Source organism: Corynebacterium jeddahense (genome assembly GCF_028609865.1).
GTDB classification, from domain to species: Bacteria; Actinomycetota; Actinomycetes; order Mycobacteriales; family Mycobacteriaceae; genus Corynebacterium; species Corynebacterium jeddahense.
In genome coordinates this window covers 2,246,692-2,262,245 of the sequence record NZ_CP063194.1, presented here as the reverse complement: position 1 = coordinate 2,262,245, position 15,554 = coordinate 2,246,692, and the positions used below count along the sequence as shown (strand labels likewise).

The 15,554-nt window shown below is 67.3% G+C and carries 14 protein-coding genes; 8 read left to right on the top strand and 6 right to left on the bottom strand.

What is annotated here, in order from left to right; translation table 11 throughout:
• The first annotated feature begins 14 nt into the window (after positions 1-14).
• The 3 genes from grpE to CJEDD_RS10925 all read left to right on the top strand — a co-directional run bounded on the left by grpE (position 15) and on the right by CJEDD_RS10925 (position 2,453).
• Positions 15-707, top strand: coding sequence for a nucleotide exchange factor GrpE (gene grpE / locus CJEDD_RS10935; RefSeq protein WP_042408506.1), 693 nt, complete (start codon positions 15-17; stop codon positions 705-707).
• 130 nt (positions 708-837) lie between these two features.
• Positions 838-2,019 (top strand): molecular chaperone DnaJ, encoded by a 1,182-nt coding sequence (gene dnaJ, locus CJEDD_RS10930; protein WP_042408510.1) that lies wholly within the window; start codon positions 838-840, stop codon positions 2,017-2,019.
• Positions 2,020-2,036: 17 nt separating this feature from the next.
• The gene (locus CJEDD_RS10925) at positions 2,037-2,453 is read left to right on the top strand and encodes a heat shock protein transcriptional repressor HspR (protein WP_042408513.1); all 417 of its coding nucleotides are present in this window, start codon (positions 2,037-2,039) and stop codon (positions 2,451-2,453) included.
• Between the two features lie 309 nt (positions 2,454-2,762).
• Here CJEDD_RS10925 and CJEDD_RS10920 read toward each other — a convergent pair whose 3' ends face one another.
• From CJEDD_RS10920 to CJEDD_RS10905, 4 genes are all read right to left on the bottom strand, one after another.
• The gene (locus tag CJEDD_RS10920) at positions 2,763-3,560 is read right to left on the bottom strand and encodes a hypothetical protein (protein WP_042408515.1); all 798 of its coding nucleotides are present in this window, start codon (positions 3,558-3,560) and stop codon (positions 2,763-2,765) included.
• A 173-nt stretch (positions 3,561-3,733) separates the two neighbouring features.
• A complete protein-coding gene (locus CJEDD_RS10915; RefSeq protein WP_042408517.1) occupies positions 3,734-5,497 on the bottom strand; it encodes a pyruvate dehydrogenase in 1,764 nt (587 codons plus the stop codon).
• 49 nt (positions 5,498-5,546) lie between these two features.
• Positions 5,547-6,698, bottom strand: coding sequence for an alpha/beta hydrolase (locus tag CJEDD_RS10910; protein WP_273657523.1), 1,152 nt, complete (start codon positions 6,696-6,698; stop codon positions 5,547-5,549).
• Positions 6,695-6,946: a hypothetical protein gene (locus tag CJEDD_RS10905; RefSeq protein ID WP_042405484.1), complete on the bottom strand. Its 252-nt coding sequence runs from the start codon at positions 6,944-6,946 to the stop codon at positions 6,695-6,697. Before CJEDD_RS10905 ends, CJEDD_RS10910 begins: the two co-directional genes overlap by 4 nt.
• A 91-nt stretch (positions 6,947-7,037) precedes the next feature.
• Here CJEDD_RS10905 and CJEDD_RS10900 point away from each other — a divergent pair, with 91 nt between their 5' ends.
• Entirely contained in the window at positions 7,038-7,868 is an 831-nt protein-coding gene (locus CJEDD_RS10900) for a carbon-nitrogen hydrolase family protein (RefSeq protein ID WP_042405487.1), read from the top strand.
• On the opposite strand, the gene CJEDD_RS10895 is transcribed toward CJEDD_RS10900, so the two are convergent.
• Positions 7,865-8,908 (bottom strand): hypothetical protein, encoded by a 1,044-nt coding sequence (locus CJEDD_RS10895; RefSeq protein WP_157034403.1) that lies wholly within the window; start codon positions 8,906-8,908, stop codon positions 7,865-7,867. The two genes, CJEDD_RS10900 and CJEDD_RS10895, sit on opposite strands and share 4 nt — an antisense overlap.
• A gap of 89 nt (positions 8,909-8,997) precedes the next feature.
• Between CJEDD_RS10895 and CJEDD_RS10890 the strand changes: the two genes are divergently transcribed.
• Entirely contained in the window at positions 8,998-10,326 is a 1,329-nt protein-coding gene (locus CJEDD_RS10890; RefSeq protein ID WP_042405491.1) for a sodium/glutamate symporter, read from the top strand.
• Positions 10,327-10,336: 10 nt separating this feature from the next.
• Here CJEDD_RS10890 and CJEDD_RS10885 read toward each other — a convergent pair whose 3' ends face one another.
• Positions 10,337-10,741 (bottom strand): HTH domain-containing protein, encoded by a 405-nt coding sequence (locus tag CJEDD_RS10885; protein WP_042405494.1) that lies wholly within the window; start codon positions 10,739-10,741, stop codon positions 10,337-10,339.
• A gap of 307 nt (positions 10,742-11,048) precedes the next feature.
• Here CJEDD_RS10885 and clpB point away from each other — a divergent pair, with 307 nt between their 5' ends.
• The 3 genes from clpB (at position 11,049) to CJEDD_RS10870 (ending at position 15,538) form a co-directional block, all read left to right on the top strand.
• Entirely contained in the window at positions 11,049-13,544 is a 2,496-nt protein-coding gene (gene clpB, locus CJEDD_RS10880; protein ID WP_042405531.1) for an ATP-dependent chaperone ClpB, read from the top strand.
• A 361-nt stretch (positions 13,545-13,905) separates the two neighbouring features.
• The gene (gene adhP, locus CJEDD_RS10875) at positions 13,906-14,937 is read left to right on the top strand and encodes an alcohol dehydrogenase AdhP (protein ID WP_042405496.1); all 1,032 of its coding nucleotides are present in this window, start codon (positions 13,906-13,908) and stop codon (positions 14,935-14,937) included.
• Between the two features lie 190 nt (positions 14,938-15,127).
• Positions 15,128-15,538, top strand: coding sequence for a DUF4265 domain-containing protein (locus CJEDD_RS10870; RefSeq protein ID WP_042405499.1), 411 nt, complete (start codon positions 15,128-15,130; stop codon positions 15,536-15,538).
• Positions 15,539-15,554 lie beyond the last annotated feature (16 nt).

Genomic DNA, 15,554 nt, shown 5'->3' with positions numbered 1-15,554 from the left:
GGAGGCGACGTCTGATGACGAACCCGTACAACGAGCAGATGCCCGACAACCCGGGTGCCCCGGAGGTGACGGACGAGCAGTACGTCTCGCCGGACGCAGCTGAAAGCTTGGCCGACGAGGCCGCCGAGTCCGAGGCGCTCTCCGCGGACGAGGATCCCCTCCTAGCCGTCTCCGACGCCGAACTCGAGGACGCCGCCGAGCTGGCGGACCGCGAGGTCGACCCGGACGCCGACGGCGACGGCACGGTGAGCGACATCGAGCTCCAGCTCGCTGAGCGCACCGAGTCCCTGCAGCGCGTAAGCGCGGAGTACGCGAACTACCGCCGCCGCACCGAGCGCGAGCGCAGCCAGGCAACGGACAACGCGAAGGCGAAGTTCGCCACCCAGTTGCTCCCGCTCCTCGACGACCTTGACCTCGCCGAGCAGCACGGTGACCTCGCCGAGGGCCCGCTCAAGGGCTTCGCGGACAAGTTCCGCGCGGTGATGGACAGCCAGGGCGTGAAGTCCTTCGGCGTGGAGGGCGAACCCTTCAACCCGGAGATCCACGAGGCCGTGCAGGATCTGTCCACCGGCGACGACAAGGTCATCGGCACCGCGCTGCGCAAGGGCTACACGATCGGGGACCGCCTGGTGCGCAACGCCATGGTGATCATCGCCGACCCGGCCGCGGGCGGGGCCGGCAAGGCCGCCGACGAGGCCGAGCAGTAACGCTCACCCAGCAAGGCCGGGGCATGAGGAAGCGCGAAAGCGGCCTCGCCCCGGCTTTTTCTTTAGATTAGATAGCGAACAAACTTTAGCGAGACAGACTCAAATCTTTCACAAGGAAGGAGGGTGCGAGATGGCAATGCAACAGGAATGGGCCGACAAGGACTACTACGGCGACTTGGGCGTGAGCTCGTCCGCAAGCGCCGCGGATATTAAGAAGGCCTACCGCAAGCTCGCACGAGAGAACCACCCGGACTCCCACCCGGGGGACAAGCAGGCGGAGGAGAAATTCAAGCGGGTCGCCGAGGCGTACGACGTCCTCGGTGACGAGGAGAAGCGCAAGGAATACGACCAGCTGAAGTCGATGATCAGCTCGGGCGGCTTCAGCCGCTTCGGGCGGGGAGGAGGCTCGGGATTCCCCGGCGGGTTTCGCAGCACGGATGCGGAATTCGACCTCTCCGACCTCTTCGGCGCAGCCGGTGGGGAAGCTGGAGACGGCGGCCTTGGTGATCTCTTCGGTGGCATCTTTGGCCGCAGCGGCGGTGCTGGCAGGAACGCTCGGCAGTCGCGGGGGGCCGACGTCGAAACCGAAATAACCCTCGATTTCCGCGAGGCCGCCAAGGGCACGACCATCCCGGTCGAGCTCACCGGCGACGCGCCGTGCACCACGTGCCACGGCTCCGGGTCGAAGTCCGGCAAGACCCACACCTGCGAGGTCTGCTCCGGCACCGGGTACATCCGCGAGAACTCCGGCGCGTTCGGCATGGCCCGGCCGTGTACGAACTGCGGCGGCACCGGCGAGGTCATCGAGGACCCCTGCCCGACCTGCGGCGGCACCGGCACCGTCCGGCGTACCCGCTCGATCACGGTGCGCATCCCCGCCGGCGTTGTCGACGGCCAGAAGGTGCGCCTCGCCGGCCAGGGCGAGGCCGGCCCGAACGGCACGCCCGCTGGCGACCTCTTCGTCACAGTGCACGTGCGTAGCGACGCCGTCTTCAACCGCACCGGCGACGACCTCGAAGTCACCGTCCCGGTCACCTTCGCCGAAGCAGCCCTCGGGTCCACGATCACCGTGCCCACCTTGGACAACCCGGTGAAGGTCAAGGTCCCGGCCGGCACCCCGAACGGCCGCACCCTGCGCGTGAAGGGCCGCGGCGTGCCCAAGCGCTCCGGTGCTGCAGGCGACCTGTTGGTCACCATCGAGGTGAAGGTGCCTTCCAATCTCGACCCGTCGGCAACCTCCGCGCTGCGCGCCTACGCCCAGGCGGAAAAGGATGCGGGCTTCGACCCGCGCGCCGGCTGGGCTGGACTTTAGGTAAGGAGGTGGTTTAGATGGCCGAAGACAAGGATTACAACGAGTACTTCGTCATCTCCGCCGCCGCCGAGCTCACCGGCATGCACGCGCAGACCCTGCGCACCTACGACCGGCTGGGCCTGGTCACCCCGATGCGCACCAAGGGCGGCGGGCGCCGGTACTCGCGCCGCGACATCACCATGCTGCGGCGCATCCAGTACCTCTCCCAGGAGGAGGGCGTCAACCTCGCGGGCATCAAGACGATCATCGAGATGACCCAGCAAATCGAGCAGCTCCAGGACGAGCTGGAAACCCAACGCGGCCACAACGAGGAGCTGCGCCAGAAGCTGCAATCCGGTTCGCGCCGCGGCGGTGAGCTCGTCCACGTGCCGCGCTCAACCGCTGTGGTGGCCTGGGAGCCCGCCGCTTCTCGACGCCGCCGCCCTGGTGCTTAACCGGGCGGCCCCTTCCTCCGAACTCGCCCACAAACCCGGCTAAGTAGACCCGGCTATCTCTGATTTTCAGAGACATAGTCGGGTCTACTTAGCCGGGTTTGTCGGTTGGCATGGGTGAGCAGTCGGGGCGCGAGGGCTGCGGGTGGATATGGGCCTCAGCGCAATTGCGACAGATCTGTCAGTGATGCGCCAAACACCCATATCCACCCCCAGCTCTGGCGCTGCGGCCCCGGTCGCTGCAACTCCAAACAAGCAAAACCCCCGCCGACTCCCAGAAAGGAGAGGCAGCGGGGGCGAGGCCGAGCCGGTTTAGCGGCGAACCGTGGTGCGCACCGCGGTCTCGTCGCGGTTGAGCACGGAGCGGGCACCGGCTGCGCCTGCGAGGGCGGAGATCAGTGCGCCGATCAGCAGACCGGCGAAGGTCCACCAAGTGCCGGCAGCGGCATCGTCGGAGTACTCGTTGTACGCGTCGCGTGCCTGGTTGGCGGCATCGTTGGCGGCGTCGGTCGCGCGGTCGCGAGCCTGGTCAACGTCGTTCTGGGAGATATTGTCCTGCGCGGCGTTGGAGGCGTCCTCGGCATCTTGGCGGGTGACGTTCGCTGCATTGCCTGCGGTCTCAGCGGCGGTGCCAGCAACGTTGCCGATGACGGAACCCAGGCCGCCGATCACGGAAGCGCCGAGCCAGCCGGCGAGGACCAGGGAGGCGATCAGGGAAGTCGCCCAGGTGCCCAGGCCGTGGAACAGGCCAGCGCGGACGCCAAGGGCGCCGGAGACGTAGCCAGCGGCGGCGAAGGCCACGGCCAGGGAGATGAGGGCGAAGATGCCGGTCGCCATGCCGGAGGAGCCCTGCAGGCCCATGGCGGCAGCACCGACGCCGAGCAGGATCATAATGGCCAGGAAGGTCACCACACCTGCGATGATCGCGCCCCAGGACACGTTGCCGTTGGACACGTCGGTGGAGTCGGTGCCGATCCAGGCCTCCTGGCCGATGTGCTGGTCGTCCTCAACATCGGTGCGCACGGCGGTGGAAGAGGTGGCCGGCGCAGCGGTGCGGCGAGTGGTGGTCTTGCGAACCTGGCGGTTCTGCCCGTTTTGCGGGGAAGTCATAAAAGTTTAGACCCTTTCTTCAAGTCTTTCGCCAACTTTTGGCAACCCGCGCAACGATACCTAATAGGTACGATCATTAGGTTTCGGTTGTATAACGATCTACGAATGAATGGGTAACCAACGAAAACCGCCCCGCAACCACAACGGCAGCGGGGCGGCAAAAACCAACGGACCTATCCGAACTCGATGGCTGCGGCACCGCCGAGGTGGCGCAGGTTGGACTTCGCCAGGTTGAACAGGCGACCGACGCCGCCCTCAAGGAACGCGGTGCGCACGCCGGACTTGGTGAAGCCCTTCATCATGTCCCAGGTGATTCCCGGCGGCAGCGACAGCGCCTCGGGATCGGTGACGATGTCGACGAGTACCGGGCCGTCGAACGCGAGGGCCTCCTTGAGCACCGGCTCGAGGTCGTCCGGATCCTCGATGCGGAAGGACTTGATGCCCACGCCCTTGGCAATCTCGGCGTAGTTGGCCTGCTCGTGGTCGGTGCCGAAGTACGGCATGCCGGCCACCATCATCTCCAGCTTGACCATGCCGAGCGAGGAGTTGTTGAAGCAGATGACCTTCACCGGCAGCTGGTGCAGCTTGATGGTGAGCAGCTCACCCATGAGCATGCCCAGGCCACCATCGCCGGACCAGGAAATGACCTGGCGGTCCGGGAACGCGGCCTGCACGCCGATGGCCATCGGCAGGGCGTTGGCCATGGTGCCGTGCAAGAAGGAGGCGGCCTCGTCGCGCTTGCCGTTCGGGGTGAGGTAGCGCGAGGACCACACGTTGCACATTCCGGTGTCGACGGTGAAGTACGCGTCGTCGTCGGCAAGCTTGTCCAGCACGGACGCGGCGAGCTCGGGGTGGATCGGCTTCTTCGCCTCGGATGCCTTGTGGGTGTAGTGGTTCACCACGTGCTCGAGCAGCTCGTAGTGGCGCTTGAGCATCTTGTCCAGGAACTTGCGGTCCTTCTTCTCCTCGATGTGGGGGAGGATGTTCTCGATGACGCTCTTCACGTCGCCCACGACCGGGTATTCGACGGTGGTGCGGCGGCCGATGTGGGCGCCGTTGATGTCGATCTGCGCGACGTTCTCATCCGGTAACCAGTCGGTGTACGGGAAGTCGGTGCCCACCATGATGAACAGGTCGGACTCCTCCATCGCGTCCACGCAGGCGCCGTAGCCCAAAAGGCCGGACATGCCCACGTCAAACGGATTGTCGTACTCGAAGTACATCTTGCCGCGGAAGGAGTGGCCGATGGGGGACTTGATCTTCTCGGCCAGCGCGAACACCTCCTCGCGGGCGTCGCGGGCGCCGTAGCCGCAGAATAGGGTGATCTTGTCGGCCTTATTAATGGCCTCGACCAGGCGCGCCGCCTCCTGCGGGTCCGGGTAGACGCGCTTGTTTGCGCCGGTGGCGTAGACGCTGTCGGAGGTGTGCGGGCCGTCCGCGGTGTCCTCGGCGAACACGTCGCCCGGCACCACCATCACGGAGACACCGCTGCCGGCGAGGGTGTTCTGCAGCGCGTTGTGCAGCACGCGCATGCCCTGGTCGGCGTTGTGCACGACCTCGCAGTAGGAGGAGCACTCCTGGAACAGTAGCTCCGGGTGGGTCTCCTGGAAGAAGGAGGAGCCGATCTCCACGGTCGGGATGTGGGAGGCGATGGCGAGCACCTTCGCGCCGTTGCGGTGGGACTCGAACAGGCCCTGGACGAAGTGGGTGTTGCCCGGGCCGCAGGAGGCGCCGCAGACTGCGAGCTCGTCGGCGGCCAGCGAGTCGGCGCCGGCGGCGAAGGCGGCAGCCTCCTCGTTGCGGACGTGGACCCATTCGATGTCGGACTGCCGGACGGCGTCGGAAAGCGGGTTAAGCGAATCGCCGACGAGGCCGTAAATGCGCTTGACGCCAAGGTCCTCGAGCCGCTTCACTACTTGCTGAGCGAAATTGGTCATTGTCTAAAAGCTCCTCATTGGTGGTTTCATAAGGCGTCCGCCATGGTAGCTACATTCCGCCCGGCGGGTTGGCACTCTGTTGCAAGGCAGACACGAAGGCGGGATCTGTGAAGTAGTCGCAGTGGCCGCCGCGCACCCCGGTCACGCGCTCGCCGCCCCACCCGACGTAGGAGGGCGAGGAGCCGAGTGCGGCGGACGGGCCGGAGCGCAGCAGCAGGATCGGGTCGGTAGGGGAATCCACGACGTACACGCTGGCATCGGGGCTGGCGAGGGTGAGCTCGGACACGTGTTCGCCGTCGACGCCGGCGCTGCCAAGGAGCCAGAGGTCGTCCGCGATGAGGCCGTGCTCGTGCGCCGCCTTCGTTGCCACGAGGGTGCCGTAGCTGTGGGAAACGACGGTCTTTTGCGCGTCCGGGTACCGCTCGTCCAGCGCTGCCTGGAACATCGACAGGTCGTCGGCACCGCCGTCGGCCCAGGTGGGCGAGAGCGCCTCGACGAGCAGCGGCGGCGGGGAGTACCCCTGCCAGACCACGACGGCGGCGCCGGTCTGCTGGGCAAGACGGTTCGCCTTCGCCAGTTCGCCCTCGAGCTTCTCCGGGGTGCCGGTGGTCGCGCCGGCGACGAGGGTGATCACGCGCGTGGGGTTTTCGGTGTCGCCGACGATGACGGTGGTGCTGGCCGGCCCGGCCTCGAGGATCGTGCCGCCGGCCCGCTCGACGACCTCACGGGTGGCCGCCGGCGCGGTGCCCACGTAGCGCGCGTGGAGCTCGGAGCCGTCCGCGTCCGGGTGGGCGAAGAGCGGGTCGTAGTCCTGCTGGCGGTCCCCGGTGCCCATGAGCGAGCGGGAGAGCTGCAGGTCCAGCATCATGGACATCGCGTTGAGCCAGAGCACGGTGCGGTTGTGCGCGTGCTTCGCGGCGAACGCGGCTGCCTCGTCGAGCTCGCGCTGGATGCGCGCCGCCGCCTCGAGCGCGAAGCCCGCGGCCTCGAGGCGGGCGGCGCTCGCCTCCAGCGCCACGGCGTAGCCGGTGAGCCGCGCGGCGGAGGCGTCGGAGGCGGGGCCGCGGAACCCGGTAGCGGCGAGCGCGGCGCGGGAGGCCGGCGCGTGGGCGGCGCGCTCGGCGGCGGATCGGGCGGCGGCGTGGGCGGCCGCGGCCGCCGCCACCAGTTCGTTGGTGTCGAGTGCGGGGCGGTACGTCATCGCGCGAGCCCCCGTCCGAGGTCGCCGTCCAGCTGCTCGACCCGGTCCGCGAAGGCGGCAACCGCCTCGAGGTGGGAGGACATGCGGGACGTGGTGGCGTCGATGCGCGAATGCTCGGTGCGCTGCAACGATGCGAGCGCGGCTGCCGAGCGCGACGAGCGGAGGTGGGCGGACGGGAGGGTCGGGAATGCGCGCAGGCAGCTACGCGCGGCGGGTGCGGTTGTGGTGGTGAGTTCTAGGTATGTCATGCAGCAAACCAACCACGAACGAAATGAGCGATTCAAGCCCATAGGCCAAAACTGTGGATAACCCGCCCGCTGCGGACCTAAAGTTATCCACATGAAGATCGCGCTCTTGCAAATCGAGTCCGGCGCCGACAAGATGGAAAATTTGGCCATGGTCGCCCCGCTCATCCGCGACGCCGCGGCGCAGGGGGCCACGCTCGTCGTCCTCCCCGAGGGCGCGAGCCAGGCGTTCGGGCAGGGCAGGCTGGATACGCAGGCTGAACAGCTCGCCGGGCCGTTCGCTACCGGCCTGCGCGACCTCGCGGACGAGCTGGGGATCACCGTTGTCGCCGGGATGTTCCGCCCCGCGGACACGAACGACGTGGGCGACAAGCGGCTCAACCGGGTGTACAACACGGCGCTCATCACCGGCGGCGGGGTGCACAAGGGCTACGACAAGATCCACACCTACGACGCCTTCGACTACCGCGAGTCCGACACCGTCCGCCCCGGCGAAGAGCTGGTCACCTTCGTGCACGAGGGGGTCACCGTGGGCGTGGCCACCTGCTTCGACATCCGTTTCCCGGAGCAGTTCCAGGAGCTTGCCGCCCGCGGCGCGCAGGTGGTCGTCGTGCCTACGAGCTGGGCAGACGGGCCAGGAAAGGTGGAGCAGTGGCGCATCCTCACCGCCGCGCGAGCGCTCGACGCGGGGGTGTTCATTGCGGCGGCGGGCCAGGCGCGCCCCGACTTCGAGGCGAAGGCCGGGCAGCCCTCAGGCCCGACGGGCGCCGGCCACTCCGCGGTGGTGGGCCCGACCGGGAAGCGCCTGGCGGAAGCGGGCTACGGGCCGGAAACACTCGTCGTGGAGATCGACACGGAGGAGACCGCCGCGGCGCGCCAGCAGCTCCCGCTCGCCGCGATGCGCGCGAACAGCACGATGCGCTAGAACCACTCCGGGGCGGCGTCGTGGGCAATAACCTGCACGTCGCGCGCGCCCGCCACCTCGAGCGACGAGGCTAGGCTCGACGCGCGCTCCGCGTCGGCGCAGACGATCACCTCGCGCTGCCACCACATGCCGGCCCCGGCGACCACCTGCTCGAGCGGGGCGCCCACGCGCGACTCCACAATCCACGTCACGTCGAGCCAGCCCTGCGTTGCGGCCAGCGCGTCGAGCGCCGCCGTGTCGTACAGCCCCTCGTCATCGCCGGCGCCCACGACAAGGTGCACCGCGGGGGGCTCCGGCTCATCGAGGTAGTGGAAGACCAGGGCCTTCGCCGCCGCGAACCCCCCTTCCGCAGCGATGACGAGCAGTTGCGTTGCGACGACGTCCCGAAACCCACCCCGCGGCGCCCCCAACGTCAGCCACTCGCCGGGCGCCACCGCGAGATCGCCCGGGATGTGGAACTCCAACTGGCCGAGCGGGTTGGACGGTATCGCGGGAATCAAGCCGGTCCACTCGCCGGGGCGCGCGGACGACATCACCGGCAACACCTGGCCGGGGGAGTAGATGACCGGCGTGCCGGCCTCGACGCGCACGACCTGGACGCCCCCGCGGTCCTCCACGCTGGTCACCCGGGCCGCGGTGGCGGCGGGCACGCCGGCGTGGTCGGCCAGCGAAGCCGCCTCGCGCATGATTTCGGCGGCCTCGGCGAGACTGGACAGATCCGACAGGTCGGACAGGTCGGCGTCGTGCTCGGTGGCGGAGCCGAAGGCGTCGATAAGCAACTGCACTGTGGCGGGGTACTCCTCGGCCGGGAATCCGGTGCGGCGCAGGTCGAGCGCCAACGCGCGCAGGTTGTCGCGGAGCTCCCCGGGGGAGCGCTCGAGCACGGCCGCGGCGGCGCGCAGCAGTATCTCCGGCATGCGCTCGCCGGGCGGCAGCATGCGCTCCGCCTGCGGGTACGCCTCGAGGAACCGGGCGTGCCACGCTTCGCTGACCTGCGGGCTCCGGCTGCGCAATGTCTGTGCTAACTCGGGGAATGGCATGGAAACAGGGTACTGCCGAAGCTGTGAAAGCAATGTCAGTGCGGTGGGATATGGTTGCTTCCGACACAACTGGAAAGAAAGGTGACGGGATGGACTTCACGCCCTACACGCTGCTCACGGACCTCGGGTGGATCGCGGTGCTGCTGATCATCGGCAACATTCTGCGCAACCGGCTGCGCTTGCTCCAGGCGCTCCTGCTGCCCGCGCCGATCACGGCCGGCCTGCTCGGGCTCCTCCTCGGAGACGAGGTGCTCGGCGTGATCCACTGGTCCGACCAGGTGGGTACGTACACCATGCTGCTCATCGCCGTCGTCTTCGCGTCGATGGCGTACTCGATGGAGCTCGGCGGCTCCGTGGCCACCGGCGCGCGCAACATGTGGGGCTATTCCACCGCGATGTTCATGGGGCAGTGGGGCCTGTTTGTGCTGCTCGGCATCTACTTCTTCGCGCCCGTCTTCGGCACCGAGCCGTGGTTCGGCATCATGCTGCCCGTCGGCTTCGTCGGCGGCTTCGGCACCGCCGCCGCGGTCGGCTCGGCGCTCGAGGAGATCGGCGTCGACGGCGCGTCATCGCTCGGCTTCACCTCCGCGACCGTGGGCACGATCGTGGCCATCGTCGGCGGCGTGATCATGGCGAACTGGGGCATCCGCAACGGCAAGGCCTCGCAGCTCGCGGGCGACCTGCCGCAGGACCTGCGCACCGGCTACATCCAGAACGAGGACGAGCGCCCCTCCATCGGCAAGGCCACCACAAACCCGTCCTCGATCGAGCCGCTCGCGCTGCACGGCGGCTTCATCGTGTTCACGGTGCTCGTCGCGTACATGATCAACAGCGCGATTAAGGGGCAGTGGCCGAACGTGTCCATCCCGCTGTTCGCGATGTCGTTCGTCGTGGGCCTGCTCGGCCGCTTCCTGCTCAAGCTCGCCGGCCGCCCGAACTACCTCGACGGCGCGACGATCAACTCCATCTCCGGCGCGGCTACCGACTTCATGATCGCGTTCGGCATCGCCTCCATCGTCCCCGCCGCGCTCGCGGGGTACTGGCAGGCGCTCGTGGTCATGTTCGTCCTGGGCACGATCTTCTGCGTGGTGTGGATGTTCTGGGCCGGCCCGCTCTTCTTCGGCAAAAACTGGCTCGAGCGCGGCCTCTTCGGCTGGGGCTGGGCTACCGCCGCCGTGGCCACCGGCATCGCGCTGCTCAAGATGGTGGACCCGAAGCTCAAGTCCGGCACACTCAACGAGTACGGCGTGGCCTACGTCGGCTTCGCGCCGTTCGAGATCGGCATGACCATCCTCGCGCCTATCGCGGTCATTGCGGGCTTCACCACCGGCTTCGGCTGGATCGCGTTCGCGATCGCGGTCGCCGTCGTCGTGCTCGCGTTCGCGAGGAAGTGGGTGCCGGTGCGCGAGCCGTCGTAAAGCATCGTGCTTATCGACGCCCTTCGGCCCTTTCCCACACCCCATAGACCGCGCTCATCTTCTTGATGCGCCTGGTAACTTCGCGTTCCTGCTCCCGCGCCTCGGCCACGACCGCCTCGGGCAGCACGGCGCGCATGCTTTCGAGCAGTTCGAGTGTCTCCTCCCAGAGCGGATCGTTCCTGTCGAGGGCGGCGAGCAATGTCGAGAGTGCGAGGAGGACGGTGCGGGCCTCCGGATCGTCGAAACGCAATGGCGCGATGGTGTTGCCCTGGCCGAGCCAGTAGCTCCCGTACGAGCCCCGGCTGCTCTTGACCTCGTACCCCGCGGCCCTGAGCTGGCTGATGTGCCTGCGCACGGAGCGCCTGTCGATGCCCAGCGCGGTCGCGATTTCGTGCCCCTGCAGCCGCTCGCCCACTGGAGCAGCTCGATGATGTGCATGCCGCAGAGCGCGGTCGGCGTTGTTGCTTCCACAATGTCCTCCCCCGTTGAGTGTGGGGTGGTGCTGCGAGAGATTGAGGTCAACATTGTCCTCATTCCCTCTGCATACCCCCGCCCGGCATCCTAGCCGGTCGACCGCGGGCTCGGCTTGAGTGGAACAGACTCAGCTTCGCGTGCGTTACACCGAGTGCGAAAGCACAATAGAACTGAACGCACACGAAAGGACAACGAACTTGGCTAACAAGTACACGCAGAAGACGCAGGAGGCGCTGCAGCAGGCGCAAATGCGCGCGTCCGCAGCCGGCAACCCGGACATGCGGCCGGCGCACGTGCTCGAGGCGCTGCTCAAGCAGGAAGACGGCATCGCCGTCCCGGTGCTCAAGGCGACGGGAGTCGACCCGGACACGGTCGCGCGTGAGGCGGGCGAGCTCATTAGCGGATACCCCAGCGCGCAGGGCCAGAACATGGCCAACCCCGGCATCAACCGGGACCTGCAGACGGCGCTGAGCGCGGCGCAGGACCTCGCCGAGGAGCTCGGCGACGAGTACGTTTCGGCGGAGGTGCTGCTCGCCGGCATCGCGAAGGGTAACGACGACGCCGCGCAGCTGCTGACCAAGCGCGGCGCCACGTACGACGCGCTCAAGGAGGCCTTCCCCTCCGTGCGCGGCGGCAAGAAAGTGACCTCCGAGAACCCGGAGGATCAGTTCCAGGCGCTGGCGAAGTACTCCACCGACCTCACCGCCCGCGCACGCGAGGGCAAGATCGACCCGGTCATCGGCCGCGATGCGGAGATCCGCCGCGTGGTGCAGGTGCTCAGCCGCCGCACGAAGAACAACCCGGTGCTCATCGGCGAGCCGGGCGTCGGTAAGACTGCGATCGTGGAGGGCCTGGCCCGCCGCATCGTTGCCGGCGACGTGCCGGAGAGCCTGAAGGGCAAGACGCTCATCTCGCTCGACCTGGGCTCTATGGTCGCGGGCGCGAAGTTCCGCGGCGAGTTCGAGGAGCGCCTCAAGGCGGTGCTCGACGAGATCAAGGAATCCGACGGGCAGATCATCACCTTCATCGACGAGCTGCACACCATCGTCGGCGCCGGCGCGTCCGGCGATTCCGCGATGGACGCCGGCAACATGATCAAGCCGCTGCTCGCCCGCGGCGAGCTGCGCCTGGTCGGCGCGACCACGCTGGACGAGTACCGCCAGTACATCGAGAAGGACGCCGCACTGGAGCGCCGCTTCCAGCAGGTCTACGTGGGTGAGCCGACGGTGGAAGACACGATCGGCATCCTGCGCGGCCTGAAGGAGCGCTACGAGGTGCACCACGGCGTGCGTATCCAGGACTCCGCGCTCGTCGCGGCGGCCGAGCTGTCGAACCGCTACATCACCAACCGATTCCTGCCGGACAAGGCGATCGATCTTGTCGACGAAGCCGGTTCCCGCCTGCGCATGCAGATCGACTCCTCGCCGCAGGAGATCGACGAGCTCGAGCGCATCGTGCGCCGCCTCGAGATCGAGGAGATCGCGCTGCAGAAGGAATCCGACGAGGCCTCGAAGCAGCGCCTCGAGCACCTGCACGAGGAGCTCGCCGACCAACGCGAGCGCCTCGGCGAGATGAAGGCGCGCTGGGAGAACGAGAAGGCGGAGGTGAACAAGGTCCAGTCCGCGAAGGAGGAACTGGAGAAACTCCGCAACGAGTCCGAGATCGCCGAACGCGAGGGCGACTACGCCAAGGTCTCCGAGCTGCGCTACGGCCGCATCCCGGAGCTCGAGGCCGAGGTTGCCAAGGCCGAGTCCGAGGCCAGCAACAAGACGATGCTGGAAGAGGAGGTCACCCCGGACATCATCGCTGACGTCGTGTCCTCTTGGACCGGCATCCCGGCCGGCAAGATGATGCAGGGCGAGACCGAGAAGCTGCTGAACATGGAGAGCGTGCTCGGCGAGCGCGTCGTCGGCCAGAAGGAAGCCGTGGTCGCGGTCTCCGATGCGGTGCGCCGCTCCCGCGCGGGCGTCGCGGACCCGAACCGCCCGATCGGCTCCTTCCTCTTCCTCGGCCCCACCGGCGTGGGTAAGACGGAGCTGGCGAAGGCGCTCTCGGAGTTCCTTTTCGACGACGAGTCCGCCATGATCCGCATCGACATGTCCGAGTACGGGGAGAAGCACTCCGTCGCCCGCCTCGTCGGTGCCCCTCCCGGGTACGTCGGCTACGACGCCGGCGGCCAGCTCACCGAGGCAGTCCGCCGCCGCCCGTACAGCCTGGTTCTGTTCGACGAGGTTGAGAAGGCACACCCGGATGTCTTCGACGTCCTCCTCCAGGTGCTCGATGAGGGCCGGCTTACCGACGGCCAAGGGCGCACCGTCGACTTCCGCAACACGGTGGTCATCCTCACCTCCAACCTGGGCGCCGGCGGCAACCGCGACCAGATCATGGAGGCGGTGAAGCACCACTTCAAGCCGGAGTTCATCAACCGCCTCGACGACGTGGTGGTCTTCGACCCGCTGACCAGCGAGCAGCTCGTCGGCATCGTGGACATCCAGCTCGAGGGGCTGGCGGAGCGCCTCGCCGCGCGCCGCCTCACCCTCGACGTGTCGGACGCCGCCAAGGCCTGGCTCGCCGAGCGCGGCTACGACCCGGCCTACGGCGCCCGCCCGCTTCGCCGCCTCATCCAGCAGGCAATCGGCGACCGGCTTGCGAAGAAGCTGCTCGCGGGCGAGATCCGCGACGGCGACACTGTCCACGTGGACGTCGCCGAGGGCGGCGAGGAACTCGAGGTCACCGCGGCGTAGCTCGGCTGGCTGAGTTGGCTGGTTGAGTCGGCTTGCCGGGCAGGGGCGATTCCCTGCCCGGCTTTTCCTTTGCCCAGCCTTTCATTGCCCGGTGCCCGTCCTCCCGAGGATGCTTACCCCACGAAGATGCTTACTTTTGGATGCTTACTCCTCGAGTACAGCGCCGCTCGGCAGACCATGGCACTCGAGGAGTAGTCATCCTCGGGTAAGCATCTAGCCCTGGCCAAGGCCGGAAACCACCGCCCGAAGCCATACCGAACCTCGAAAGCCTGGAACGAAAAGTGATCTCAACCTCTTCAAGTCAACAAATGTGAGGCGTACCATAACCGGTGTTCCATCCAATCCTAGAAAGGAGTGCCCCATGACCACCCCAACCACAATGCGTGCGGCCGTCGCCGAACAGTTCGGCCAGACCGTCAACGTCAAAGAGATCGACCTGCCGAAGCCCGGCCCGTTCCAGGCACTGGTGAAGTTGCACGCGTCCGGTATCTGCCACACCGACCTCCATGCCGTGGAGGGGGACTGGCCGGTGAAGCCGGAGCCGCCGTTTGTGCCCGGCCACGAGGGTGTCGGCGAAATCATCGAGCTCGGACCCGGTGAACACTCCGTCAAGGTGGGGGACATGGTAGGCAACGCCTGGCTCTGGTCCGCATGCGGTGAGTGCGAGTTCTGCCGCACTGGCCGAGAAACCTACTGCAAACAGGCGGAATACGGCGGATACACGGTGAATGGGTCGTTCGGCGAATACATGCTGGTGGACACCCGCTACGCGCCGCGCATTCCGGAAGGGGCAGACCCCGTTGAGGTGGCGCCGATTCTGTGCGCCGGCGTGACTGTGTACAAGGGCCTGAAAGAAGCGCAGACGAAGCCGGGACAGTTTATGGCCATCTCTGGCATCGGTGGACTTGGTCACCTTGCTGTGCAGTACGCGGTGGCGATGGGCATGCGCGTTATCGCCGTGGACGTCGCCGATGACAAGCTGGAATTGGCGAAAGAGCTCGGCGCCGAGTTCACCGTCAACGCCAAAGAAACCGACCCAGGCGAGGCAGTGCAGGACTACACCGACGGCGGCGCGCACGGCGTGCTGGTCACCGCCGTCCACCCGGACGCGTTTGGCCAGGCCATCGCGATGTGCCGCTCGAATGGCACGATTGTGTTCAATGGCCTGCCGCCGGGGGAGTTCCCGGCACCCATCTTTGACATCGTGCTGCGCGGCATCAACATCCGCGGCTCGCTGGTGGGTACGCGCCAGGATATGTCGGAGGCGCTGGACTTCTACGCCCGCGGCAAGGTGAAGCCGCACGTCACCGCTTGCGAGCTGGACGACGTTAACGAGGTATTTGAAAACATGCGCAACGGCAAGATCGCGGGCCGCATGTCCATCAAGTATTAACCGCGGCCGTGTAGCGGGCATTGCCGGGCAGGGGAAATTCCTGTCCGGCTTTTCCTTTGCCCGGTGCCCGACCTCCCCAGGATGCTTACCCAGGATGCTTATCCCACGAAGATGCATCCTCGGGTAAGTATCTAGCCCCGCCGAACACCCACCCCACCGCGCCAGCAGCGAAACGTCTAAACTCCCCCGCATGCAGCCGACGACCACGATTCTCACCCGCGTTGCTGTCCCCGGCGTCGAAAGTGAGCAGCTGGAGGCGCACCAGATCGGGGAGCGTCATTTTGTGGTGGCGAGCGTTCCGTTCGTCGATACGACGCTCGCGCTGGGCGACATCGTCGAGTGCGTCCTGGTCGGCGGCGCGTACCACGTGGACAGCGTCGTCGTGCGAGGCGGCGCGTCGACGATCAGGGTTCTGCCTGAAGAGGACGCGGACGACATCGCCGCGACGCTGCTCGCGTTCGGGTGCCGGGTGGAGCTCGGACCGGGCGGGATGCTCGCGGCGAGCATCGGCGCGGACTGCCCGCGGGAGGGCATCACCGAGTGGCTCGGCGGCCTCGAGGCGCAGGGCGCGATCCAGCTCGCCCCCGGGTACATGGCCTAAACACCCGTTACACTTG